This is a genomic window from Streptomyces roseochromogenus subsp. oscitans DS 12.976 (genome assembly GCF_000497445.1).
Taxonomy (GTDB): Bacteria; Actinomycetota; Actinomycetes; order Streptomycetales; family Streptomycetaceae; genus Streptomyces; species Streptomyces oscitans.
Genome location: NZ_CM002285.1, coordinates 5,694,455 through 5,718,444, shown reverse-complemented (window position 1 = coordinate 5,718,444; position 23,990 = coordinate 5,694,455). Strand labels below are relative to the sequence as shown.

Annotated in this window: 23 protein-coding genes; 13 read left to right on the top strand and 10 right to left on the bottom strand. The window is 70.4% G+C overall.

Translation table 11 applies throughout. From position 1 onward, the window contains the following. The first annotated feature begins 66 nt into the window (after nucleotides 1-66). The 6 genes from M878_RS74385 (at nucleotide 67) to mscL (ending at nucleotide 6,004) form a co-directional block, all read left to right on the top strand. Nucleotides 67-1,644 carry a potassium/proton antiporter gene (locus M878_RS74385; RefSeq protein ID WP_051430116.1) on the top strand — a complete coding sequence of 526 codons (1,578 nt, stop codon included), beginning with the start codon at nucleotides 67-69 and terminating at the stop codon, nucleotides 1,642-1,644. A gap of 297 nt (nucleotides 1,645-1,941) precedes the next feature. Further along, the gene (locus M878_RS74380; RefSeq protein ID WP_023549872.1) at nucleotides 1,942-3,240 is read left to right on the top strand and encodes an MFS transporter; all 1,299 of its coding nucleotides are present in this window, start codon (nucleotides 1,942-1,944) and stop codon (nucleotides 3,238-3,240) included. Between the two features lie 67 nt (nucleotides 3,241-3,307). Continuing rightward, nucleotides 3,308-3,598, top strand: a complete 291-nt coding sequence (locus M878_RS74375) for an FmdB family zinc ribbon protein (protein WP_023549871.1) — start codon at nucleotides 3,308-3,310, stop codon at nucleotides 3,596-3,598. Between the two features lie 99 nt (nucleotides 3,599-3,697). Beyond that, nucleotides 3,698-4,531 (top strand): S-methyl-5'-thioadenosine phosphorylase, encoded by an 834-nt coding sequence (locus M878_RS74370; RefSeq protein ID WP_023549870.1) that lies wholly within the window; start codon nucleotides 3,698-3,700, stop codon nucleotides 4,529-4,531. A gap of 222 nt (nucleotides 4,532-4,753) precedes the next feature. Continuing rightward, nucleotides 4,754-5,407, top strand: a complete 654-nt coding sequence (locus M878_RS74365) for an RcpC/CpaB family pilus assembly protein (protein ID WP_245238200.1) — start codon at nucleotides 4,754-4,756, stop codon at nucleotides 5,405-5,407. Between the two features lie 138 nt (nucleotides 5,408-5,545). Next, nucleotides 5,546-6,004, top strand: a complete 459-nt coding sequence (mscL, locus tag M878_RS74360; RefSeq protein WP_023549867.1) for a large conductance mechanosensitive channel protein MscL — start codon at nucleotides 5,546-5,548, stop codon at nucleotides 6,002-6,004. Between the two features lie 19 nt (nucleotides 6,005-6,023). On the opposite strand, the gene M878_RS96655 is transcribed toward mscL, so the two are convergent. Both M878_RS96655 and M878_RS000000101105 read right to left on the bottom strand, forming a co-directional pair. Next, nucleotides 6,024-6,200: a hypothetical protein gene (locus M878_RS96655; RefSeq protein ID WP_023549866.1), complete on the bottom strand. Its 177-nt coding sequence runs from the start codon at nucleotides 6,198-6,200 to the stop codon at nucleotides 6,024-6,026. 3 nt (nucleotides 6,201-6,203) lie between these two features. Further along, nucleotides 6,204-6,377 (bottom strand): hypothetical protein, encoded by a 174-nt coding sequence (locus tag M878_RS000000101105; protein WP_023549865.1) that lies wholly within the window; start codon nucleotides 6,375-6,377, stop codon nucleotides 6,204-6,206. 299 nt (nucleotides 6,378-6,676) lie between these two features. On the opposite strand from M878_RS000000101105, the gene M878_RS74355 reads away from it, so the two are divergent. The 4 genes from M878_RS74355 (at nucleotide 6,677) to M878_RS74340 (ending at nucleotide 11,361) form a co-directional block, all read left to right on the top strand. Then, a complete protein-coding gene (locus M878_RS74355; protein ID WP_023549864.1) occupies nucleotides 6,677-7,915 on the top strand; it encodes a low temperature requirement protein A in 1,239 nt (412 codons plus the stop codon). Nucleotides 7,916-7,952: 37 nt separating this feature from the next. Next, nucleotides 7,953-8,978, top strand: coding sequence for a P1 family peptidase (locus tag M878_RS74350; RefSeq protein ID WP_023549863.1), 1,026 nt, complete (start codon nucleotides 7,953-7,955; stop codon nucleotides 8,976-8,978). Nucleotides 8,979-9,236: 258 nt separating this feature from the next. Continuing rightward, complete coding sequence (locus M878_RS74345) at nucleotides 9,237-10,445, top strand: L,D-transpeptidase (protein ID WP_031225687.1); 1,209 nt, start codon at nucleotides 9,237-9,239, stop codon at nucleotides 10,443-10,445. Nucleotides 10,446-10,614: 169 nt separating this feature from the next. Further along, entirely contained in the window at nucleotides 10,615-11,361 is a 747-nt protein-coding gene (locus tag M878_RS74340; RefSeq protein ID WP_023549861.1) for a DUF6227 family protein, read from the top strand. 63 nt (nucleotides 11,362-11,424) lie between these two features. Here the strand turns inward: M878_RS74340 and M878_RS74335 are convergent, their stop codons facing one another. The 5 genes from M878_RS74335 to M878_RS74315 form a co-directional block, all read right to left on the bottom strand. Further along, nucleotides 11,425-11,676, bottom strand: coding sequence for a hypothetical protein (locus M878_RS74335; RefSeq protein ID WP_023549860.1), 252 nt, complete (start codon nucleotides 11,674-11,676; stop codon nucleotides 11,425-11,427). 120 nt (nucleotides 11,677-11,796) lie between these two features. Further along, nucleotides 11,797-14,064, bottom strand: a complete 2,268-nt coding sequence (locus M878_RS74330; protein WP_023549859.1) for a PTS fructose transporter subunit IIABC — start codon at nucleotides 14,062-14,064, stop codon at nucleotides 11,797-11,799. Between the two features lie 160 nt (nucleotides 14,065-14,224). Next, nucleotides 14,225-15,172 carry a 1-phosphofructokinase gene (pfkB, locus tag M878_RS74325; protein WP_023549858.1) on the bottom strand — a complete coding sequence of 316 codons (948 nt, stop codon included), beginning with the start codon at nucleotides 15,170-15,172 and terminating at the stop codon, nucleotides 14,225-14,227. Then, complete coding sequence (locus tag M878_RS74320; protein WP_031225684.1) at nucleotides 15,169-15,930, bottom strand: DeoR/GlpR family DNA-binding transcription regulator; 762 nt, start codon at nucleotides 15,928-15,930, stop codon at nucleotides 15,169-15,171. Before M878_RS74320 ends, pfkB begins: the two co-directional genes overlap by 4 nt. 245 nt (nucleotides 15,931-16,175) lie before the next feature. Further along, the gene (locus M878_RS74315) at nucleotides 16,176-17,615 is read right to left on the bottom strand and encodes an MFS transporter (RefSeq protein ID WP_245238417.1); all 1,440 of its coding nucleotides are present in this window, start codon (nucleotides 17,613-17,615) and stop codon (nucleotides 16,176-16,178) included. A 236-nt stretch (nucleotides 17,616-17,851) separates the two neighbouring features. Here M878_RS74315 and M878_RS74310 point away from each other — a divergent pair, with 236 nt between their 5' ends. After that, nucleotides 17,852-18,814, top strand: coding sequence for a helix-turn-helix transcriptional regulator (locus tag M878_RS74310; RefSeq protein ID WP_031225682.1), 963 nt, complete (start codon nucleotides 17,852-17,854; stop codon nucleotides 18,812-18,814). 199 nt (nucleotides 18,815-19,013) lie between these two features. Here M878_RS74310 and M878_RS000000100155 read toward each other — a convergent pair whose 3' ends face one another. Further along, nucleotides 19,014-19,934: a TetR/AcrR family transcriptional regulator gene (locus M878_RS000000100155; RefSeq protein WP_023549854.1), complete on the bottom strand. Its 921-nt coding sequence runs from the start codon at nucleotides 19,932-19,934 to the stop codon at nucleotides 19,014-19,016. Nucleotides 19,935-20,844: 910 nt separating this feature from the next. Next, entirely contained in the window at nucleotides 20,845-21,843 is a 999-nt protein-coding gene (locus M878_RS74300; protein WP_023549853.1) for a sigma-70 family RNA polymerase sigma factor, read from the bottom strand. Nucleotides 21,844-22,035: 192 nt separating this feature from the next. Between M878_RS74300 and M878_RS74295 the strand changes: the two genes are divergently transcribed. Further along, on the top strand, nucleotides 22,036-22,554 hold the full coding sequence (locus tag M878_RS74295) for a GNAT family N-acetyltransferase (protein ID WP_023549852.1): 519 nt from the start codon (nucleotides 22,036-22,038) through the stop codon (nucleotides 22,552-22,554). Between the two features lies 1 nt (nucleotide 22,555). Here M878_RS74295 and M878_RS74290 read toward each other — a convergent pair whose 3' ends face one another. Beyond that, the gene (locus M878_RS74290) at nucleotides 22,556-23,323 is read right to left on the bottom strand and encodes a dioxygenase family protein (RefSeq protein WP_031225680.1); all 768 of its coding nucleotides are present in this window, start codon (nucleotides 23,321-23,323) and stop codon (nucleotides 22,556-22,558) included. A 146-nt stretch (nucleotides 23,324-23,469) separates the two neighbouring features. Between M878_RS74290 and M878_RS74285 the strand changes: the two genes are divergently transcribed. Then, nucleotides 23,470-23,979, top strand: coding sequence for a MarR family winged helix-turn-helix transcriptional regulator (locus M878_RS74285; protein WP_023549850.1), 510 nt, complete (start codon nucleotides 23,470-23,472; stop codon nucleotides 23,977-23,979). The last annotated feature ends 11 nt before the right edge of the window (nucleotides 23,980-23,990 follow it).

The window sequence follows — 23,990 nt, the reverse complement described above, 5'->3', positions numbered from 1 at the left end:
ATCTTGCCCCCACGAGCGTCAAGAAAGTGTCAAGACTTAGGTAAGGTAACGAAGTACTTGGGTGCGGTGCGCCGCAGCCTCGGGTCTTGTGTACGTGAGCTCGCGCGCCGGCGCGCGAGCCAAGGAAGGGAACCGCTGCTGACTGTTCACCACCTCAACCAGCTCTTGCTCGTCTGCTCCGTGGTCCTGCTCGTCGCCGTCGCGGCCGTGCGGATCTCCTCCCGCAGCGGGCTCCCCAGCCTGCTCGTCTACCTGGCGATCGGCGTCCTGATGGGCCAGGACGGCCTCGGCGAAATCCACTTCAACAGCGCCGCGGCGACCCAGGTCATGGGGTACGCGGCCCTGGTCGTGATCCTCGCCGAGGGTGGTCTCGGCACGAAGTGGAAGGAGATCAAGCCGGTCCTGTCGTCCGCCTCGGTCCTGGCGACCCTCGGCGTCGCCGTCAGCGTGGGTGTCACCGCGGCCGGCGCGCACTACCTGGTCGGGCTGGAGTGGCGGCAGGCGCTCATCATCGGCGCGGTGGTGTCGTCGACGGACGCGGCGGCGGTCTTCTCGGTGCTGCGCAAAGTTCCGCTCCCCGCGCGCGTGACGGGCACGCTGGAGGCGGAGTCAGGCTTCAACGACGCCCCGGTGGTCATCCTGGTCGTCGCCTTCTCCACGGCCGGCCCGGTCGAGCACTGGTACGTCCTGCTGGGCGAGATAGCCCTGGAGCTGGCCATCGGCGCGGCCATAGGGCTCGCGGTGGGCTGGTTCGGCTCCTGGGGGCTCAAGCACGTGGCCCTGCCCGCCTCCGGCCTCTACCCGATCGCGGTCATGGCGATCGCCGTGACCGCGTACGCCGCCGGCGCCCTGGCGCACGGCAGCGGCTTCCTGGCCGTCTACCTGGCCTCGATGGTTCTCGGCAACGCCAAGCTTCCGCACTGGCCGGCAACACGCGGCTTCGCCGAGGGGCTCGGCTGGATCGCCCAGATCGGCATGTTCGTCCTGCTCGGCCTGCTGGTCACCCCACACGAGCTGGGCGACGACGTCTGGCCCGCTCTCATCATCGGGCTGATCCTGACCATGGTGGCCCGCCCGCTGAGCGTCGTGTTCAGCCTGGCGCCGTTCCGCGTGCCGTGGCAGGAGCAGACGCTGATGTCCTGGGCCGGCCTGCGTGGCGCCGTGCCCATCATTCTGGCCACCATCCCGATGGTGAACGGCGTCGCCGACAGCCGTCGCATCTTCAACATCGTCTTCGTCCTGGTCGTCGTCTACACCCTCGTCCAAGGGCCGACCCTGCCGTGGCTGGCGCGCAAGCTGCGCCTGGGCGAGGAGGGCGAGGCCTCCGACCTCGGCATCGAGTCGGCGCCCCTGGAGCGGCTTCGCGGGCACCTGCTGTCCATCTCGGTCCCCGAGCGCTCCCGGATGCACGGCGTGGAAGTCAGCGAGCTGCGCCTGCCGCCCGGCGCCGCCGTCACCCTCGTCGTCCGCGAAGAAAAATCGTTTGTTCCGCTGCCCACGACGGTGCTGCGCCAGGGCGACGAGCTGCTCGTCGTCGCCACCGACCCGGTGCGCGACGCGGCGGAGCGACGCCTGCGCGCAGTCGCCCACGGCGGCAAGCTGGCGGGCTGGCTGGGGGCGAACGGGGCAGGCAGTTCGCGTTAGGAGGTCTTCCCTCAGGGTTCATATCCTGATCTCAGGGTTCACGTCCCGTGAATTCCCAGGTGCTCACGCCCATGGTGCTCGTTTTCACAGACAGGGAAGGCAGTGTTCCCTGTACCATGAAGGGCACCCTGATCGAACCAACTCTGCCTGACGCAGAGCTGGCGCGACCGTATGGCGGCCGCACCGCCCCCACCCGCAGTGGGCGCCGGCATCTACCGCAGTCCGCGCAAGAGGACAGCTCTCGGCGCCTTGGCCCACTCCAGGCCCGCGCTACCAGGCGGCAGAAAGGCACGGGCCGTGGTATCCACGGTCACCACCACCGAACCGGAGAAGACCTCCCCGGTCTCGTCCCGCCCGGGATACGGACAGCTGCTGCGCACCCGCGGCGCCTGGACCTTCCTGCTCCCCGGCTTCGCGGCACGCCAGCCGTTCGCGATGCTCACCATCTCCATCGTGCTGCTGGTGCAGCACACCACCGGCTCGTACGGCGCCGCAGGCGCCACCGCAGCCGTCACCGGTGTCTCCATGGCGCTGTTCGCGCCGTACAGCGGCCGCCTCGCCGATCGCTACGGCCAGCGCGCCGTGCTGATGCCCGGCGTTCTGGTGCACACGGTGTCGGGCCTGTCGCTGACGGCGCTCGCGCTGGCGCACGCACCCCTGTGGGCGCTGTTCCTGGCGGCCGTCCCGACCGGCGCCTCGGTGCCGCAGGTCGGCCCCATGGTGCGTGCGCGCTGGGGCGTGAAGCTGCAGGGCTCACCCCTGATGACCACCGCGGCGGCGTTCGAGTCGGTCACGGACGAGCTCACCTTCGTCTTCGGTCCGCTGCTGGCGACCGCGCTGTGCACCACCGTGACGCCGGCGGCAGGCCTGGTCACGGAGGGCGCGCTGACCCTCGTCGGCGGTCTGCTGTTCGCCGCGCAAAAGGGCACGCAGCCGCCGGTGACCGGTGAGAGCGGGCACGCGCGCGTGCAGCACGCCTCCGCGTTGCGCGTGCCGGGCGTGCGCGTGCTGGTCGTGACCTTCCTCGGTATCGGGTCCGTCTTCGGCGGCATGCAGGTGTCGCTGGCGGCGTTCACGGAGTCGATCGGCGAGCCCGGCCTGAACGGCGTCCTGTACGGCGTCTTCGCCGCCGGAAACATGCTGTCCGGCATCGTCTGCGGCGCCATCGCCTGGAAGACCGCTCCCCAGCGCCGCCTGGTCGTCGGCTACACGGCGCTCGCGATCATCGCGTCCGCCCTGTGGACGGCGCACTCGGTGCTGCTGCTCGCCGGGCTCGGCCTGCTGGTCGGCATGTGCATCGCGCCAGCGCTGATCACCGGCTACACGCTGGTCGAGAGCCTGGTCCCGGCCGGTGCCCGCACGGAGGCCTTCACCTGGCTGACCGGCGCGGTCGCACTCGGGCAGGCGGCCGCCGTCACGGTTGCCGGACAGCTGGAGGACCGTCTGTGGGGCGGCGCGGGATTCCTGGTGCCGATGGCCGGCACGGTGCTCGCGCTGGCGACCCTGCTGGCGCGGCGATCGAGGCTGGTCGCACGGCAGCAGAACCGCACCGTCGCACGTGGCGTCGGTCACCGCGTGCCGGTGACGGTGGACTGATCCCCGGGAATGCGTCACTATGGACCGTCGTTAGCACTCATTGAGTGAGAGTGCCAGGAGGAAGACAGTGCCGACCTACCAGTACCAGTGCACCGAGTGCGGCGAGGGCCTTGAGGCGGTGCAGAAGTTCACCGATGACGCCCTGACCGAGTGCCCCAACTGCAGTGGCCGCCTGAAGAAGGTGTTCTCCGCGGTCGGCATCGTCTTCAAGGGCTCCGGCTTCTACCGCAACGACTCCCGCGGCTCCACGTCGAGCAGCAGCCCGGCGTCGAAGTCGTCGAGCACGTCGTCGGCCGGCTCCTCCTCATCCGACTCCAAGCCGTCCTCGTCGAGCTCCGCCAGCAGCTCCGCGGCCTGACATCTCTTCCCCGGACCCTGCCGTCGTGCGACGGCAGGGTCTTCGGCGCTCAACGGCACCGGCTCCCCTGCTGTTTTGCCGCCCGCTAGTGTGCTGGTCATGGCGAACGCAGAGATCGGCGTAATCGGTGGTTCAGGCTTCTACTCGTTCCTCGACCACGTGACCGAGGTCCAGGTGGACACCCCGTACGGGCCGCCCAGCGACTCCCTCTTCTTCGGCGAGATCGCCGGCCGGCGGGTCGCCTTCCTGCCCCGGCACGGCCGCGGCCACCACCTGCCGCCGCATCGCATCAACTACCGCGCCAACCTGTGGGCGCTCCGCTCCGTCGGCGTACGTCAGGTTCTCGGCCCCTGCGCGGTGGGCGGGCTGCGGCCCGAGTACGGCCCCGGCACCCTGCTGGTGCCGGACCAGTTCGTGGACCGTACGAAGTCCCGGGCGCAGACGTACTTCGACGGGTTGCCGCTGCCTGACGGCACGGTGCCGAATGTCGTGCACGTCTCCATGGCCGACCCGTACTGCCCCACCGGACGGACGGTCGCCCTGAAGGCTGCCCGGGGGCGGAACTGGGAACCGGTGGATGGCGGCACGCTGGTCGTGGTCGAGGGGCCGCGCTTCTCGACGCGCGCCGAATCGTTGTGGCACCAGGCGCAGGGCTGGTCGGTCGTGGGCATGACCGGTCACCCCGAAGCGGCGCTCGCCCGGGAACTGGAGCTGTGCTACACGTCGCTCACCCTGGTCACCGACCTGGACGCCGGCGCCGAGACCGGCGAGGGTGTCTCGCACGAAGAGGTGCTGCAGGTCTTCGCCGCGAACGTGGACCGGCTGCGCGGCGTGCTGTTCGACGCCGTGGCGGCACTGCCGGAGACCGGGGCGCGGGACTGTCTGTGCGTGAACGCACTCGGCGGGATGGATCCGGGCTTCGAGCTGCCGTAACGCACGCGCGAGCAGTTCCCGCGGTGGTGTGTACAAGCACCCTGTGGACAAACACCCTGTGGACAAACACCGGACGAGCCGGTGGGCAACCACGCGGAATTCCCCGTTCGGGTGGGCGAGTTGTCCACAACCCGTCCGTGATCCACCGGCTCCGGCGGGGTTCGGCGCGAGGCCTCATCGTGGCATCGCAAGCCGAAATCCTCGTCGCAGGCGGTGATCCTCATGCCTCGGTCCTCGTCGTCCTCGAATCCGTCCCCGACTTCGCCCTGGCCCTCTCGTCCCTTTCCTCCTTCTCCGCACTCTCGCTCTTCTGCCCCACCCAACCGCTCTCCTTTCCCCCCTCCCCTTCGGCTCCCGCGCCCGCTGGGCACGGACGCCCCCGCGACCTGTGACGTTCCGCAGTTCCCTCCGGTACGCGTACGCGGGGGGCGTTACCAGCTGCAGCGGCTCGTACGGCACCGCAGGCGGGCCATCGCGGCCGGCCTCGCGGTGACCGCGGCCGCGCTCGTCGCCGCGGGACCGTACACCGCCCCCGAACCGCACCGCGCGGAACAGGCCCGCGGTCACCCGGTCACAGAGCACGTACGCCGGCACTCGGCCGTGGAGACAGTGGCGGCGCCGGTGCGGATCGCCGATGCGGCCGCGGTCCAGCTCCTACGGCCCGGTGACCGCGTCGACGTGATCGCCGCCGAGGACCCCTCGGCCGGAGGCGTCGCCCGGGTGCTCGCGCGCGGTGTACGGGTGACCAAGGTGCCCGAGCCTGTGGAGGGCGGAGCCGAGAGCGGGGCGCTGGTCGTGTTGTCGGTGCCGCGTGCCGCTGCGGCACGGCTCGTCGGCGCGAGCGCCACGGCACGCCTGGCGGTGACGCTGTGCTGAACCGACTCGGACAATTTCTCGGCGACTTGCTGTCAAGTCGCTGGATCGAGCGATCGAACTGGACACAATGGCCTCACCGTGCCGTAGGTTGCGGAGCGTTTCGTTCCACAACCTGTGCATGCGAGGAGAGTTCCCTAGGTGAGCGCGAAGCAGGAACCGAGCGTCTGGCAGGGCTTCAAGGCCTTTCTGATGCGCGGCAACGTCGTCGATCTGGCAGTCGCGGTGGTCATCGGAGCCGCGTTCACGAACATCGTGAACTCGGTGGTGAAAGGGATCATCAACCCGCTGGTCGGCGCGATCGGCACACAGAACCTGGACAACTACAGCACGTGTCTCAGCCCCTCGTGCAAGGGGACGCACGGCATCCAGCTGATGTGGGGCTCCGTGCTCGGCGCCGCCCTGACCTTCGTGATCACGGCCACGGTGGTGTACTTCCTGATGGTGCTGCCGATGTCCAAGTATCTGGCACGGCAGGAGGCCCGCAAGAAGGCGCGCGCGGGCACGCAGGAGGCCATCGAGGTGACCGAGCTGGAGGTGCTCAAGGAGATCCGCGACGCCTTGGTCGCGCAGCGCGGGTCCGGGCACGACGAGCGCTAGCCGCGCTCCTGCGGACGGTTCAGAGGTGGTGGGGCGGCTTCTCGTCGAGGAAGCGCTTCAGGTCGGCGGCGCTGTCGCCGTCCGTGCGCTCGCCCCAGCCGCGATCGGTGTCGTCCGAGGACTGCTGGTCCAGCGGGTCGTCGAAGACCAGCGCGGGCTTCGGATCGCTGGGCTCGGATTCGGGGGCGGTGCTCATGCCTCAAGGGTACGGCCCTGGCCCGAGCGTCCGGGCGGAGCGCTCGCCGCAGGCGGAGGGCTTGATGTCGAGCAGGACCATGTCGGTGTCGCGCAGCAACGCGTCGGTCGCGCGGACGCCCAGGAAGCAGGACGTGTCGCGCCGGTGTCCGCCCCGGAAGCCGGTCCAGGCGTCCACGGGCGTCGGAGCGGTTCCCGCGGCATCTTCCGCAAGGGGAACGTGGTGATTTCCGCAGGCGTGGCGGTCATGATCCGCACCTTCCGCATCGGGGGGTCGCTGCGAGTCCATTGCACGCCCGTGAGAGACGGCCCGGACGCCGCGTTGGTCCCGGATCCATGCCCGTAAGTCCCGGCCCGCGTCGGTCCAAGGCAAAGAAGCGCACCCTGACCTGGGGGTTCGTTCGGGGCTTTGGACCCTCCCTCGTTTGTGAATTCGTTCACAAGATTTGGAGGCGGTTTTCTGCTGTCCTGGGAGGCATGACGTCGAGTTCCGCTCCGGCGCCCGTCTCCCCGGGCGCACCACAATCCTCCGGACCGCTGCGGCGGCTCACCGCGCGCGGACGCGACGAGGCGCACCGGGTCTCCTCGCCGCTAGAGCTCTTCTTCGACCTGTGCTTCGTCGTGGCGATCGCGCAGGCGGGTGTGCAACTGGTGCACGCCGTCGCCGAGGGGCATGCGGGCGACGGCATCCTCAACTACGCCATGCAGTTCTTCGCCATCTGGTGGGCCTGGATGAACTTCACCTGGTTCGCCTCGGCGTACGACAACGACGACGCGCTCTACCGGGTCGTCACCCTGGTGCAGATCGCCGGTGTCCTGGTGCTGGCCGCCGGAATCTCCCAGGCCTTTCAGCGTCACGACTACCTGGTGGTCTGGCTCGGCTACCTGATCATGCGGCTGGCGATGGCCGCGCAGTGGCTGAGAGCCGCGAGATCAGCCGAGGGCGCCGAGAGAGCCATGGCGTTGCGGTACGCGTGCGGTGTGCTGCTGTGCCTGGTCGGCTGGCTCGGACTGGTGGTGTTGCCCGGGCCCGCGCGGCCCTGGGTGTTCCTCGTGATGGCGATCGTGGAAATGTGCGTGCCGCTGTTCGCCGAGAAGAACTACGGGACCGCCTGGCATCCCCACCACATCGCCGAACGGTACGGCCTGTTCACCATCATCGTGCTCGGTGAGACGATCTCCGCGGCAACCTTCGCCGTGAAGTCGGCCGTGGACGAACACGATGCGCTGGGCGAGTTGCTTCCGATCGCGGCGGGCGGGCTCCTGATCGTCTTCTCCGCGTGGTGGATCTACTTCGTTGTGCCCATCCACGGCCATCTGCGCTCCAACGGGCAGGCGTTCCTGTGGGGCTACGGGCACTACCTGATCTTCGCCTCCGCCGCGGCGATCGGCGCCGGCCTGGAGGTGGCCGTCGAACACGCGGTCGGCAAGAACCACATCTCCACGCTGTCCGCGTCTGCAGCCGTGACGCTGCCCACGGCGCTGTACCTGCTGACCGTCTGGGCGCTCCACTCAAGGCACTTCAAAGTCGGCATCGCCCAGCAGCTGGTGCTGCCGGTCACGGCGCTGCTGGTGATCTGCTGCACCTTCCTGGGCGACTGGGCGGTGCTCGCGGCGGGGCTCGTGTCCGCGGCCGCGGTCGCGACCGGAGTGACGCTGACGGCGCGCATGACCGGCCGGGAGCGCGCGGCGAGCGCCACCGCGCCGGCCGCCTGAGTCCTCAGCGGCGCCTGCAGGGGCGAGACTGGCGTCCATGACAGTTGACGCAATCACGGACGTCGCCGGAGTGCGGGTGGGGCACGCCACCCGCAGCGGGGACGGCTGGCTCACCGGCACCACGGTCGTTCTTGCTCCGGACGACGGCGCAGTCGTCGCTGTGGACGTGCGCGGCGGCGGCCCCGGCACCAAGGAGACCGACGCGCTCGACCCGCGCAACGTCGTGAACCGGGTCGATGCGGTGGTGCTGACCGGCGGCAGCGCGTACGGGCTCGACGCGGCGTCCGGTGTGATGGCCTGGCTGGAGGAGCAGCGGCGCGGGGTGCGGGTGGGGACGGACCCGGCACACGTCGTGCCGGTTGTGCCCGCCGCGTGCGTCTTCGATCTGGGGCGCGGCGGAGACTTCCGCGCGCGACCGGACGCGGGCACGGGACGCGCGGCGGTGGAGGCCGCGGCGGAGACTGCGCCTGGGGCGCGGGTGCCGGAGGGGTGCGTCGGGGCCGGCGCGGGCGCCGTGGCGGGACAGATCAAGGGCGGGGTGGGCACCGCGAGCTCGGTCCTCGACTCGGGGATCACCGTGGCCGCGCTGGCGGTCGTGAACGCTGCGGGGTCGGTGATCGAGCCCGAGTCGGGGGCGCTGTACGGGGAGTTGTGTCAGGGGCGGGTGGAGTATCCCGAGGAGAGCGTGCACGAGGCCGCGCGCCGGCGCCTCGACGAAGCCGCCGTCAGGAAGGCGCCGCCCCCGCTCAACACGACGCTGGCGGTGGTCGCGACCGACGCGAACCTCTCCAAAGCGCAGGCACAGAAGCTGGCGGGCACGGCGCACGACGGGATCGCGCGCGCCGTTCGGCCGGTGCACCTCTTGCACGACGGGGACACGGTGTTCGCGCTGGCGACCGGTGCACGCTCGCTCGCCGAGCACCCGTTGGGGCTCAATGAGATCCTTGCCGCCGGCGCGGATGTCGTGACGCGCGCGATCGTGCGGGGGGTGCGCGCCGCCGAGTCGGTGGACGGGCCGGGCGGGACATGGCCGTCATACAGGGAGTTGTACGGGGCGCGGTAGGGGTGGTGAGGGCGCAGAGGTGCGCCCTCACCAGTGCGCGCGTCACCCGCGCGTCGCCCAAGGGTCGGCGCGGCGGACCGCGTTGGGGCGGCGGCGTGCTGAGGGCCGGGGCGGGACTCCCCCGCCGGGCTCGAATTGTCGCGGTTTTGTCACGTGATGGCGTTCACGGGAGCGGGAGGGAACCTTCCCCGGCGCCAGTGCCCTCTTTCTCCACGCACTGGAACGGATCACGCACATCACATGAACCTGGAGCATCCCGTGACAACGCCGGACATTACAGCGCGGCGCGCACTGGGGGCCTGTGCCGCCCTGATGGTCGGCGCCCTCACCCTGACCGCTTGTGGTGGCAGCGCCAATGCGACCAGCGACGGCAAGGACTCCCCCAAGACGTCGACGGCGAACATCGTGATCTCGGCCAAGGACGGTTCGACCGACGCATCCATCAACGCGACCGGCGTGAAGGTCAGCGGCGGCAAGCTGACCGACGTGAAGATGACCGTGGCGGGGACGGGGCAGGCCGTGACCGGGGCGATATCGGCGGACGGCAGCAGCTGGAAGCCGAAGGAGCAGCTGGAGCGCGGGACGAAGTACGAGATAGGTGCGACCGCGAAGGACGCGGACGGGCGTACGGCGGCCGCCAATTCCATCTTCACCACCGTCACGTCGGCGAACAGCTTCATCGGCACCTACACGCCGGACAACGGCGCCACGGTCGGAGTGGGTATGCCGGTGTCGTTCACGTTCGACAAGTCGATCAGCGACAAGAAGGCCGTGCAGTCGCACATCACGGTCAACTCCAGTGGTGGTCAGCAGGTGGTGGGGCACTGGTTCGGGGACCGGCGGCTGGATTTCCGGCCGCAGGAGTACTGGAAGGCCGGTTCCAAAGTCACGATGAAGATCGACCTGGACGGGGTCGAGGGCGCGAAGGGCGTCTACGGAGTGCAGAAGAAGACCGTCTCCTTCACCATCGGGCGGTCGCAGGTCTCCACGGTCGACGCCAACACGCAGACGATGACGGTGGTGCGGGACGGCAAGACGATCAAGTCGGTGCCGATCTCCGCGGGCAGCGCGCAGCACACCACGTACAACGGGCAGATGGTGATCTCCGAGAAGTTCGTGCAGACCCGCATGAACGGCTCGACGGTCGGCTTCGGCGGCGAGTACGACATCCCGGACGTGCCGCACGCGATGCGGCTGACGTCGTCGGGGACGTTCATCCACGGCAACTACTGGTACAGCAAGGGCGACCCGCCGTTCGGCCGGCAGGGCACCAGCCACGGCTGCATCGGCCTCGCGGACGTGCAGGGCGCGCAGGGGGCGACCTCGGCCAAGTGGTTCTTCGACAACACGCTCGTCGGGGACGTTGTGATCGTGAAGAACTCCCCCGACACGACGGTCGCTCCGGACAACGGGCTCAACGGCTGGAACATGTCGTGGAGCGCCTGGGCCGCCGGAAGTGCCGTCTGAACGGGAGCTTTTACGGCAGCTTTTGACGCCACGTGGGGCCGCGCGGGAACTTCTTGCGCGGCCCGCGCGTTTTCCCGGCATACGTTTTCTCGGTTCCCGGACATGATGCCCGGCTGAGGGGCTACGGTATGCACCCACAAGGTGACATGCAGCAACGCCGGGAGATGCCTTGAGCGTTCCGTACGAGACAGCAGCGTACGAACCAGCCGAGTCGCCCGAGTCTCCGGAGGAGCATCTCGCGCGACTCCTCGGTCGCGCCCTGAACTCCTTCGAGCTGCCCGACGACGTGATACGGCGGCTCGACTGCGCGCTGGCGCACGACAGTTCGCTGCACTCGGCGTACCACAGCGCGGGGCTGCACCGGGAGACGTACCGGCACACCTGGCTGCTCGCCGACGGCAGTGCGGTCACGCTGTGGGAGCTCGTACACAACCCGACGCCGGGCGCCGCCCCGGAGCACGAGGTGTACGTCGACGAGGAAGAGCTGCAGACGGCCACGGCGCGGCTCGGACTGTCGCCGGACACTCCGGAGTTCGAGCTGCCCGCGCTGATGCGGCTGTGGGCGATTCCGGAGCCCCGGCACGTGTTCGCCTCCGATGACTCGGCCGACCACGCGCGCCGGCTCCTGCGCCGTGCGGAGAATCCAGACCGGCCCGATGCGGAGACGGCGGCACTGCTGGCGACCGCGACCGCACACGAGATCACGCAGGCGTTCGGGCGCCCGGGGCGCGCCGGGCGTGCGGGGCTGAGCTACGCGCTGTATGAGCACGCGTTCCTGCTGCCGGACGACCGTGAGATCTCCCTGTGGGAGGTCGAGCACACGGCGACGCCGGACGGGCGGCACATGTGCGAGGTGTACATGTCGGAGGACGCAGCCCGGGACGCGATGGAACGGCGCGCGGCGCGGCAGGGGTAGCGCGCGTAGCGGTGTGCGCCCGGCGTGAAGGGCGCTTTGAGGGTTCGGGGCCTTTTCTCGTCGTCAGCCGTTGGCGAGTTGCCGTGCCAGGCCCGCGAAGGCGTCCTGCTCGGCGGGGGTCAGCTCGACGGACTCCAGAGCGGGGCCCATCCGCCGCTGGCGCGGCAGGGCCGGGAGAGCGGTGGGGGTGCGCCGCGTGGGAGTCTGGAGGCTCGTGCGGCGCAGCAGGCGCATCAGGACGACGGTCCAGGCGACGGCGGCCACGGCGAGGACGACCACGCCGATCAGCTGGAGAGTCGGGGCGTGCTCAAGCATGCGTCCCAGTACACACCACGGTCCGGGACTTTGATCCCGGACCGTGACGTATCTCGCAGGTGCCGTGAACAACTCACAGCGAACTAAAGGGACAAGGTGCGGCGAGGGGCGGTGCGCTGGTCAGGCCGCCACGGGCTGCTTGCTCCCCTTCGTCGGGTTGGCCGCGTTCGTGGCGGGGTCGGTGGCCGGGCTTTCGGGGGTCTGCTTGCGCATGCCCTTGAGGAGGACGACCAGGGCCGTGGTGGCGCAGACGCCGGCCGCGATGGCGATGAGGTACAGCAGCGGGTTGCCGATCAGCGGGACGACGAAGATGCCGCCGTGCGGGGCGCGCAGGGTGGCGCCGAAGGCCATCGAGAGGGCGCCGGTGAGCGCGCCGCCCACCATGGCGGACGGGATGACCCGCAGCGGGTCCGCGGCGGCGAACGGGATCGCGCCCTCGGAGATGAAGGAGGCGCCGAGGACCCAGGCGGCCTTGCCGTTCTCGCGCTCGGTGTGCGTGAACAGCTTGCCCCGCACGGTGGTGGCCAGGGCCATCGCCAGCGGCGGGACCATGCCGGCCGCCATCACCGCGGCCATGATCTTCATCGCGGAGTCGCTGGGGTTCGAGACGGCGATGCCGGCGGTGGCGAAGGTGTAAGCGACCTTGTTGACCGGGCCGCCCAGGTCGAAGCACATCATCAGGCCGAGCAGGGCGCCGAGCAGGATCGCGTTGGTGCCGGTGAGGCCGTTCAGCCAGCTGGTGAGACCCTTCTGGGCGGTGGCGATGGGCTTGCCGATGACGACGAACATCAGGAATCCGACGATCGCCGAGGAGATCAGCGGGATCACCACCACCGGCATGATGCCCCTCAGGGCCGCGGGGATGTTGATCTTCTGGATGGCCATCACCACGCCGCCGGCGATCAGGCCGGCCACCAGGCCGCCGAGGAAGCCCGCGTTGATGGTGAGTGAGATCGCGCCGCCCACGAAGCCGGGGACCAGGCCGGGGCGGTCGGCCATGCCGTAGGCGACGTAGCCGGCCAGGACCGGCACCAGGAAGCCGAAGGCCACGGCGCCGATCTGGAACAGCAGGGCACCCCAGCTGTCGGCCTGGGTCCACACGAAGTGGTCCATCACCGACGGCGCCTTGTTGATCTTGTAACCGCCGATCGCGAAGCCGAGGGCGATGAGGAGGCCGCCCGCGGCGACGAACGGAACCATGTAGCTCACGCCGCTCATCAGCCACTTGCGGAGCCTGGTGCCGTATCCCTCGGTGGAGTCGCCCGCGCGCTCGACCGGCGTATTGCCCGACGCGGGCGCCGGGGCGCTCGTCTCGCCGCGCGCCGCCTTCTCGCGCACCTCCGTGATGAGTTCGGCGGGTCGGTTGATTCCGGCCTTCACTCCGACGTCGAGGGTGGGTTTGCCGGCGAAGCGGTCCTTGTCGCGTACGGGGACGTCGTGCGCGAAGATCACGCCGTCCGCCGCCGCGATCACCGCCGGGTCCAGCCGGGTGAAGCCGGCCGAGCCCTGGGTTTCGACGATGAGTTCGACGCCCGCCTCGCGGCCCGCGTTCTCCAGGGACTCGGCTGCCATGTAGGTGTGCGCGATGCCGGTCGGGCAGGAGGTGACAGCGACGATCCGGAAGGGGCGCTCGCCGGAGTCCGAGGCGGAGCCGGCACCCGCCGGGTTTGCCTGCGCCGGGGCGGATGCTCCTGGCGCCTGCGCCGTAGTGGCCGCTGCGGCGCAGGCGGAGGCCGCCACCGGCGCCGCAGCGGTGTCTTCGGAGGCGCCCGCCTGGCTGGCTGCGCCTGCGGCGCCCGCGGCGCTCACAGCGCCCTGAGCAGCGCTCGCCGTAGCGTTCGCACCCGTGCCCGAGTCCTCGCTCCCGGCAGTCGTCGAGCCGCTCGCGCTCACGTCCGCGTCCGCGCCCTCCCGCGCAGCCGACGGCGCCTGGGGCGCGCTCGGGGTCTCGTCCCCGCGGATCAGTGCCGCGGCCGTGTCCCCGTCGGTCGCCGCGCGCAGGGCCGAGGTGAAGTCGGTGTTCATCAGCTGGCGGGCCAGCGAGGAGAGGATGGTGAGATGGGCGTCGTCGGCGCCGGCCGGGGCCGCGATCAGGAAGATCAGGTCGGCCGGGCCGTCCGGGGCACCGAAGTCGATGCCTGCGGCGCTGCGGCCGAAGGCGAGGGTCGGCTCGGTGACGTGGGTGCTGCGGCAGTGCGGGATGCCGATGCCGCCGTCGAGGCCGGTCGGCATCTGGGCCTCGCGGGCGGCCACGTCGCCGAGGAAGCCTTCCAGGTCGGTCACCCGGCCCTGGGCCACCATGCGTTCGGCGAGGGCGCGTGCCGCCGCTTCCTTGGTGCTGGCGGACAGGTCGAGGTCGACCAGGTCCGCGGTGATCATGTGGCTCATCGCGGGCTCCTATGCACGCGTATCGCCCGGGGAGAGGGGTGGGCGGAGAGGGGGACGGGGGTGCTGTGGGGGGAAGCGGTGGGGGTGGCGGCCGTGGTGAGTGACGGGGAGTCTCGCCATGGCCGGGGCGGGGTGGGCGTACGGCGGCGGGTCAGAGGGGTCATGACACGGGCTCCGTCAGTTCGCGGTCGAGGGGGATCTCGGCCGTGACGGTCACCGCCGCCGGGTCCAGGTCGGTGGGGGTCGGCATGACGCTGCCGGGGAGCTGGACGGCGGCGGCGCCGTGGGCGACGGCGGAGGCGAGGGCCTCGGGGCCGGTGCCGCCGGCGACCAGGAAGCCGGCGAGGGAGGAGTCGCCGGCGCCGACGTTGCTGCGGACGATGTCCACGTGGGCGGTGGCGAACCAGGCGCCCGCGTCTTCCACGAGGAGCTGTCCGTCGGCGCCCAGGCTCGCGAGCACGGCGCGTGCGCCCATGCCGCGCACCTCCTCGGCCGCCTTCAGTGCGTCGCCCACGGTCGCCAGGGGGCGCCCGACGGTTTCCGCGAGCTCCTCGGCGTTGGGCTTCACCACGTCCGGCCGCGCGGGCAGCGCCTCCAGCAGCGCACGCCCCGAGGTGTCCAGCGCGATGCGCGCGCCCCCCGCGTGCGCCTCCGTGACGACATCGGCGTACCACGAGGGCGCCAGCCCCCGGGGCAGGCTCCCGCAGCACGCGATCCAGTCGGCATCGCGGGACTGCTCGCGGACGGTGACCAGGAGCAGGGCCTGCTCGGCCGCGGAGAGCTCCGGACCCGGCGCGTTGATCTTGGTGAGCACCCCGTCGGACTCGGCGAGTGCGATGTTGGAACGGGTGGCTCCGGTGATCGGGACCGGCGCGACCTCGATGCCCTGCGCGTCGAGCAGATCGGCGATGAGCGCCCCCGGCGCACCACCCAGGGGCAGAACGGCGACCGTACGCCGCCCGGCGGCCGCGACGGCGCGCGAGACGTTCACGCCCTTGCCGCCGGGGTCCATGCGCTCGGTGTCGGCACGGATGACCTCGCCGCGCTTCAGGGCCTGGACCTCATAGGTGCGGTCGAGGGAGGGGTTGGGGGTGACGGTGAGGATCATGCGCGCACTACTTCCGTGCCGCCGCGCTCGATCGCGGCGGCGTCTTCGGGGCTCAGCCCGCTGTCGGTGATCAGCAGGTCCACATCGCTCAGGTCTCCGAAGCGGGCGAAGTGCTCCTGACCGTGCTTGGAGGAGTCGGCCAGCAGCACGACGCGGCGGGCGGCGGCGACCGCGGCCCGCTTGACCGCGGCCTCGGCGAGGTCCGGGGTGGTCAGACCGTGCTCGGCGGAGAAGCCGTTCGCCGCCACGAACAGCACGTCGGCGCGGATCTCTCCGTACGCGCGGAGCGCCCAGGCGTCCACGGCGGCGCGCGTGCGGTGGCGTACGCGCCCCCCGACCAGGTGGAGCTGGATGCCGGGGTGGTCGGCGAGGCGGGCGGCGATGGGGAGGCTGTGCGTGACGACGGTCAGGGAGGCCTCCAGCGGGATCGCGGCGGCGACCCGGGCGACCGTCGTACCGGCGTCGAGGATCATCGTGCCCTCGGCCGGGAGTTCGGCGAGGGCGGCCTTGGCGATGCGGTCCTTTTCGTCGGCGGCGGTGGACTCGCGCTCGGTGAGGTCCGGTTCGAAGTCGAGGCGGCCGACCGGGATGGCACCGCCGTGCACCCGGCGGACGAGACCTGCGCGGTCGAGGGCCTTCAGATCGCGGCGGATCGTTTCCGCGGTGACCTGGAACTCCTCGGCGAGCGACAGCACGTCCACCCGGCCGCCGTCACGGGCGAGCCGGAGGATCTCCTGCTGCCGTTCCGGTGCGTACATGTCGTTGGCCTCCGCCTCGATGTCCGTTCGTGGTGCCCGTTGCTGGCGTCCGTTCACTTCCGAGTGATGCCCGAACGTGTGGTTTCACTGGGAGGCTACGCCCGGATTTCTGGAAAGTAAACAGGTTCGGATTTCAATCGGGCATGAACGGACTTCCGACCCTGCACGAAGGGTCCTGTGACAGGTCCTCGCGGACAGCGCGAGGGCCCGGCACCTGGTCGGTGTCGGGCCCTCGTCGCGCCTGGTCAGGGCACCAGTTCGGGTTCCCTACTCAGCGTCGGCGGCTCGGCGTCCGCCGCCCCTTCGACATGCTGCGCGGGCCGTTTCGGCAGGGCGGACATCAGCAGGAAGATCGCGACCATGATCCCGGCGACCCACCACAGCGCGTGCTGGAAAGCGTGCACGAAGGCCGGCCCGACCTGCGCCGGGGCCAGCCGGTCGCCGATCTCACCGAAGAACACCACCGACACGAGCCCCAGGCCGAGCGCGTTACCCATCTGCTGGACCGTGTTGATCAGTCCGGACGCGGATCCGGCGTGCTCGCGCGGCACCTCCGAGAGCACCGCGTCGGTCAGCGGGGCGACGATCAGACCCATGCCGGCGCCCATGACGACCAGCGGCAGCGCCATCTGCCAGGAGGCGATGGCGAGGCCGTACCGGTGTGCCTCCCACAGATAGAGCAGCACGCCCGCTCCCATCACCAGCGCGCCCGCCTGGAGCACCTTCCGCCCGAACCTCGGGACCAGCTTCTGCACCGACATCCCGGCCGCCGTCGACACCGCGAGGGAGAACGGCACGCCGGTGAGCCCGGCTCGCAGCGGGCTCCAGCCCAGGCCGATCTGCATGTACAGCGTCCAGACCAGGAAGAAGATGCCGAGCGCGACACCGAAGACGGTCTGTACGGCGATGCCCGCCGCGAAGCTCTTCACCCGGAAGAGGGACAGCTCGATGAGCGGGGAACCGTCGCCGGCCGCCTTCCGTTTTTCGTACGACACCAGCGCCACGAAGACGACGAGCGCACCGGCCATACAGCCGTACCCCCACAGCGGCCAGCCCAGCTCACGGCCGCGTGTGAGCGGGTACAGCAGCATCAGCAGACCGAGCGAGACCAGGGCGACACCGACGAGGTCCAGTTTCAGGGCCTTGGGGGCCTTCGATTCCGTGATGAAACGGCGGCCCAGCATCCAGGCCAGAACACCTACAGGGAGGTTGATGAGGAAGATGGGCCGCCATTCGAGGCCGAAAAGGTTCCACTCCGTCAGCAGCGCGCCCAGCAGCGGGCCGGAGACCGCGCCCAGACCGACGACCGCGCCGAACATGCCGAACACCTTGCCGCGTTCGTGGGCCGGGAAGGTGGCGTGCACGATCGACAGCACCTGCGGCACCATCATCGCCGCCATACCTCCCTGCAGCAGGCGGGAGGCGACCAGCATCTCCGGGTTCGCGGCGAAGCCGCACAGGGCGGAGGCGAGGGTGAAACCGCCGATACCGATGAGGAAGAGCCGTTTGCGGCCGTGGATGTCGCCGAGACGGCCGCCGGTGATCAGACCGGCGGCGAAGGCCAGGGCGTAGCCGGCGGTTATCCACTGGATCTGGCTGACCGAGGCGTCTGCACTCCGCTGGATGGACGGGATGGCGATGTTGACGATCGTCACGTCGACCAGGTCCATGAAGGCTGCGGCCATGACGATCGCCAGAGCCAGCCAGCGGGTTCGGTCGGGTGACGGTTCGGGAAGCACCGTCGGAGTCCCCGAGTCGTCCCGGCTGCCGGTCGTCTGCGGCTTGTCGCGCCGCGCGGCGGAGCCGCTGCCGGACACAGTCCCGCGCCCCTTGAGGGTGTTGTCGTCGTGCGAAGTCATGACCTGAAGGTAGGACGGCACTAGGTCAGATTGTGTCCTAGTCGTGCGGCATGCTCGTAGGTATGACTACCGACACACCCGCCCGGGTGTTGCAGCTGCTCTCGCTCCTCCAGACGCCTCGCGAGTGGCCCGGTGGGGAACTGGCCGAGCGACTCGGGGTGTCGCGTCGTACCGTGCGGCGGGACATCGACCGGTTGCGGGAGCTGGGCTATCCGGTGCAGGCCACGAAAGGCGCGGACGGCGGGTACCGGCTGGTCGCGGGCAAGGCGATGCCGCCGCTGGTGCTGGACGACGAGGAGGCGGTGGCGATCGCGGTGGGCCTGCGGGCCGGTGCCGGGCATGCGGTGGAGGGCGTGGACGAGGCGTCCGTACGGGCCCTGGCCAAGCTGGAGCAGGTGCTGCCGACCCGGCTGCGCCACCGGGTGTCCACGCTGCAGGCGGCGACCACCTCGCTGACCAGCGGGGACGGACCGAGCATCGCGCCGGAGACGCTGACCGTGATGGCCTCGACGGTAGCGGGGCATGAGCGGCTGCGGTTCGCCTACCGCGACAAGGACGACAGCGAGTCGCGACGGCTGACCGAGCCGTATCGGCTGGTGTCGACCGGGCGGCGGTGGTATCTCGTCGCCTACGACCTCGACCGCGCCGACTGGCGCACCTTCCGGGTGGACCGGGTGAGTCAGCCGTTCGCGACCGGAGTCCGGTTCGTGCCACGGGAGTTGCCGACAGGGAGCGCCGCCGAGTATCTACGGCGGTCCATTCATCGGCGACAGGAGACGTACGAGTTCGCGGTGCGGTTCGCCGCACCGGCGGCGCAGGTCTCCACGCGGGTGCAGGCCTGGCTCGGGGTGCCGGAGGACGACGGCGAGGGCGGCTGTGTCCTGCGGGGCACCTCCGGCGAACCCGTGGAATGGCTGGCGATGCGGCTGGCGATGGCGGGGTGCGAGTTCACGGTGCGGGGGCCGGATGAACTGGTGGAATGCGTGCGGGAGTTGGGGGGACGGCTGAGTCGGGCGGGTCGTTGAGCCGGGTGAGAGGGAAGAGGTGAGGAGTGGGTGGGGTTGGGTGATTGAGTCGGGTGGGTCGTTGAGCAGCGTGGGGGCGAGACGGGCCGGTAGGGCGAGTCGGGCCGGGGGGAGTCGGGCGGGGGGTTGGGGCAGGCGGGGGCGGCCGGTCTTGGAGCCCCGGTAGTTACCGCCTGTGCGAGGTCCCGGCTGGGGTGACCTAGGTGTAGCCCTGGGTTTGCCCGCCCCACCCGAAGCCCCGCAAGGATCCGAGGTTGTGCAGCGCCAGGGCTGCGGGGCCTTCGGGGCCGGTGGGCGGGGAGGAGGTGGCGGCCCAGGACTCCACGGCCACGCGGACGGCCGCACCGGCGACGGCCGCGGCGAAGCGGAGGTCCGGGGTGACGGAAAAGGGGCGTGTGGGGGGCATGGAGGGCGTGGGACGCGCGTCAACGTTGTCGTTCGCTTCGCGCCCTTCGTAGGCTTCGCGTCTTTCGTAGGCTTCGCGTCTTACGTGGCCCTCGCGTCTTTCGTAGCCCTCGCGTCCTCCGCGTCCTCCGCGTCCTCCGTGGCCTCCGTGGCCTCCGGATTCTTCGCGGTCTTCGGCTGACTCGGATCCAGCAGCTTCGCTCGCGTCAACTCCGCTGCTTTTGAGGCCAGTTGGCCTGGACGCCAGGATCTCGGCCAGGGTTTGGTCCGACTCCTGACATACCTCGGCCCAGACCTTGCGCAGGGCGGGGCTGGCGTCGGCCAGGCGGATGAGAGTGCGGACCCATTCCCAGGACGCCGCCGAGACACCGACACCGGGGGTGAGGGTGTGGTGGACGGCGTGTTCCAGAGCCTCCGGGACGGTGAGGTGGGCCGGGGCCGCGCGGACCGCTTCCGCCCAGCGCTGGGCGCCCGCCGCGTAGAGAGGGGCGACCGCTTCCTCCTTGGTGGCGAAGTAGCGGTAGAACGTACGAGGTGCGATGCCCGCGGCCTGGGCGATGTCCTCGGCGCGGGTGGCCCGCAGGCCCTGGCGGACGAACAGGGCGGCCGCCGCGCGGGCGATCTCCGTCCGGGTCTCGGCCTTCCGGCGCTCGGTCAGCGAGACCGGCGCGGAAGCGGAAAACTGCTGGTGGGCGGGGCTGGGGGTGGTGCTCACTCCGGCAGGCTATGCCCATGTGGCAGAATCTGCCATCCGGCGGTCCACCCCGGGGTTCAGGTACGGGGTGGGCCGCCATTCCAAGTTCCAGGTTCCGGCAGCGCCCCGTCACCCACGCGGACTTGAGTGTCCCCCAAGGACTTGAGTCTCCCCCAAGGGGAGACCGGAAGGTGGGGCGCCCTGGCGCAACCGGTGACCCGGTGATCGACTGGGCGGCCACGGCACTGCGCGCACGGGCGGCTGCCCGACGGGAAAGGGCGGCCTGGAACAGTCCTCAACGGTCAAGCAGATCAGAGCAGTTGGCCAGTACCCCAGCCCTTTGACGGACCTGCGCGCACCCTACGAACAGGGACACAGATGAAGCCGGGCTTCGGCACCCGGGGGGACAGGTGCCGAAGCCCGACTTGGGAAGGTCCCGGCGCCGGGGGGGATGTGCGTCGGGACGTGGCTGGGGGTGAGGTGGGTCGTGCGGGGCTAGCTTGTGGGGTCGGCCGGTCTGTTCGGTGCGGTGCGATGAGGTGCCGTGGGGGGAGTGCGTTTCCCTGGGCCTGGCTGCTGCTGGACCCGCAGAGGTTGTTCCCGCGGGTCCGGGACTTGAAGCGATGCGACCAGGCCATGTTTGCGCCGTCTTTCGCCACCGGCGTGCGCGCCCCCCAGGCACCGTACGCCCACTGCCGCCACCCGCCCCCGAGCACCGCGCCCATGCACCCTACGCCCACTGGCGCCACCCCCCTCCAAGCACCGTACCCCCGCACCGCACGGCCACAGGCGCCCCAGTCGGCCGGGCACGGCACACCGGAGAAGCGGAGAACCGGAGGCACGACCGCAGACTGCCGGAAACAACAGACTGCAGGTCACCGGAGGCCGCCAGGCGCCGTATATCCGGCGCCTGGCCCATACAGCCCTGCCGTTACGCCGCCGCGTCGAAGCCCGTGTCCCGCGCCAGCTTCTTCAGTTCGAGCAGCGCGTGCTTCTCGATCTGGCGGATGCGTTCGCGGGTCAGGCCGTGCTCCTTGCCGACCTCGGTCAGCGTGCGCTCGCGGCCGTCCTCGATGCCGTACCGCATCTTGATGATGGAGGCCGTGCGCTGGTCCAGGCGGCCGATCAGGTCGTCCAGTTCCTCACTGCGGAGCAGGGTGAGGACCGACTGCTCGGGCGACACCGCCGACGTGTCCTCCAGCAGGTCGCCGAACTGGGTCTCGCCCTCGTCGTCCACCGACATGTTCAGCGAGACGGGGTCGCGGGCCCAGTCGAGGACGTCGGTGACGCGCTCCGGCGTGGTGGCCAGCTCCGCGGCGATCTCCGCGGGCTCCGGGTCGCGGCCGTTCTCCCGGTTGAACTCGCGCTGCACACGGCGGATACGGCCCAGCTCCTCCACCAGGTGGACGGGGAGCCGGATGGTGCGGGACTGGTCGGCGATGGAGCGGGTGATGGCCTGACGGATCCACCAGGTGGCGTACGTCGAGAACTTGAAGCCCTTGCGGTAGTCGAACTTCTCGACGGCGCGCACCAGGCCGGCGTTGCCCTCCTGGATCAGGTCCAGCAGGGGCAGGCCGCTGCGCGGGTAGCGCCGGGCGACGGCGACGACCAGGCGGAGGTTGGAGCGGATGAAGACGTCCTTGGCCCGCTCGCCGGCGGCGGCCAGCGCTTCCAGCTCCTCGCGGGTGGCGTCCGTCTTGGACTCCTCCTCACCGTCGAGGACCTGCTGCGCGAAGACACCCGCCTCGATGGTCTGGGACAGCTCGACCTCCTTTGCGGCGTCGAGCAGCGGCGTACGCGCGATCTCGTCGAGGTACATGCCGACCAGGTCGCGGTCTGCGATCTCGCCGCCATGAGCGCGAACACTGCTTGCCGAGTCGGCCGTCTCGCCGGTGGCGGACTGACGACGGGCGACGGCACGGGTTGCCATGCGTGCTCCCTTGCGATGGTGGTCTGGCGGGTGGTCCTGACGAACGCTCGGCACCGGGGGGAGTGACTCTGGGACTCTCTCCGAGCGCCCTGCATCCGTGGGAAACAACGACTGGAATCCGGACAGAATTCCCAACCCGCCCCCCAATTTTTATGATCATGCAGTACCCTGTCCGCCACCTGGGGAGGCGGCATGCCGACAGAACACACAGAGGTGCAGGTCAGGGCGGGAATCGAGGGGGACCTCGACGCCCTCACGGCGATCTACAACCACTATGTACGCGAGACGGCCATCACATTCGATACCGCGATCTTCACTCCGGAAGAGCGCCGTCCTTGGCTGCTCTCCCACCCGGAAGACGGCCCGCACCGGCTCATGGTTGCCACGGGAGCGGAATCACAGCAAATCCTGGGGTACGCCACATCCAGTCCTTACCGACCGAAGCCCGCGTACGAGACATCCGTGGAGGTTTCGGTGTACGTCGCCGCAGACGCCGGCCAACGCGGTATCGGCACGCTGCTCTACGACGCCCTCTTCAAGGCGCTGGCCGACGAGGACGTGCACCGCGCCTACGCCGGGATCGCCCAGCCCAACGAGGCCTCCGAGCGGCTGCACGCCCGCTTCGGCTTCCGCCACGTCGGCACGTACCGCGAGGTCGGCCGCAAGTTCGGCCGCTACTGGGACGTGGCCTGGTACGAGAAAGAGCTGTAGCTCAGCCGAACTGCACCGACCGCTTCGCCATCCCCATCCAGAAACCGTCGATCACCGACTTCTGCGCGTCCAGCTCGCCGCCCGCCTCCGCCGCGCCCATGGTGACGAAGAGCGGGGCGAAGTGTTCGGTGCGCGGGTGGGCGTAGCGGCCGGCCGGGGCCTTGTGCAGGAAGTCCAGCAGGGCGTCCCAGTCGCGGGCCTCCAGGGCCCGCCGGCCCCAGTCGTCGAACTCGGAGGACCAGCTGGGCACGCCGCTGCCCGCGTACCGCAGGGCGGCCAGATTGTGGGTGAAGAAGCCGGATCCGACGATCAGCACGCCCTCGTCCCGCAGCGGGGCGAGCTTGCGGCCGACGTCCATCAGGCGGACGGGGTCGAGAGTGGGCAGGGAGATCTGGAGCACCGGGATGTCGGCGCCGGGGTACATCTCGACGAGCGGGACGTAGGCGCCGTGGTCGAGGCCGCGGTCCGGGATGTCCTGGACGGGGAGGCCGGGGGCGCGCAGCAGTTTGCGGACGGATGCGGCCAGCTCGGGGGCGCCGGGGGCGGCGTACCGGACCTGGTAGTAGTGCTCGGGGAAGCCCCAGAAGTCGTGGACGAGCGGGACGGTGTCCACCGCGCCCAGGGCGAGCGGGGCCTCCTCCCAGTGGGCGGAGACCATGAGGATCGCCTTGGGGCGGGGCAGGGCGGCGGACCAGGCGGCGAGCTGGCCGGGCCAGACGGGGTCGTCGGCGAGGGGAGGGGCGCCGTGGCTGAGGTAGAGGGCGGGCATGCGCTCCTGGGCGGCGGCGGACGTTGCGGCGGACATGACTGCGGCTCCCGGTCATCAGATGCGAATGCTTTAACTCTCAAGTTCTATGCCGAACCGTACGCCTGACTTGTTCAAGTTTCAAGGAGCCGGCTCGTACAGTGGGACACATGAACACGGCATCCGACTCCGCCGCACAGCCCCGCTGGCTCAGCGACGAGGAACAGCGCGTCTGGCGCGCCTATCTGCACGCCACCACCCTGCTGGAGGACCACCTCGACCGGCAGCTGCAGCGCGACGCGGGCATGCCGCACATCTACTACGGCCTGCTCGTCGGCCTCGCCGAGGCCCCGCGCCGCCGGCTGCGGATGACCGAGCTGGCGATGCAGGCGAAGATCACCCGGTCCCGGCTCTCGCACGCGATCGCACGGCTGGAGAAGAACGGCTGGGTACGCCGCGAGGACTGCCCCTCCGACAAGCGCGGCCAGTTCGCGGTGCTCACGGACGAGGGTGTCGAGGTGCTGAAGCGCACCGCGCCCGGCCATGTGAACGCCGTACGGCAGGCGCTGTTCGACCGGCTCACCCCCCAGCAGCAGAAGGCCCTCGGCGAGATCATGGAGATCGTCGCCGAGGGCCTCCAGCCCAACGAAGCGGGTGCGGACCTGCCCTGGCTCCGCTAAATCACCCGACG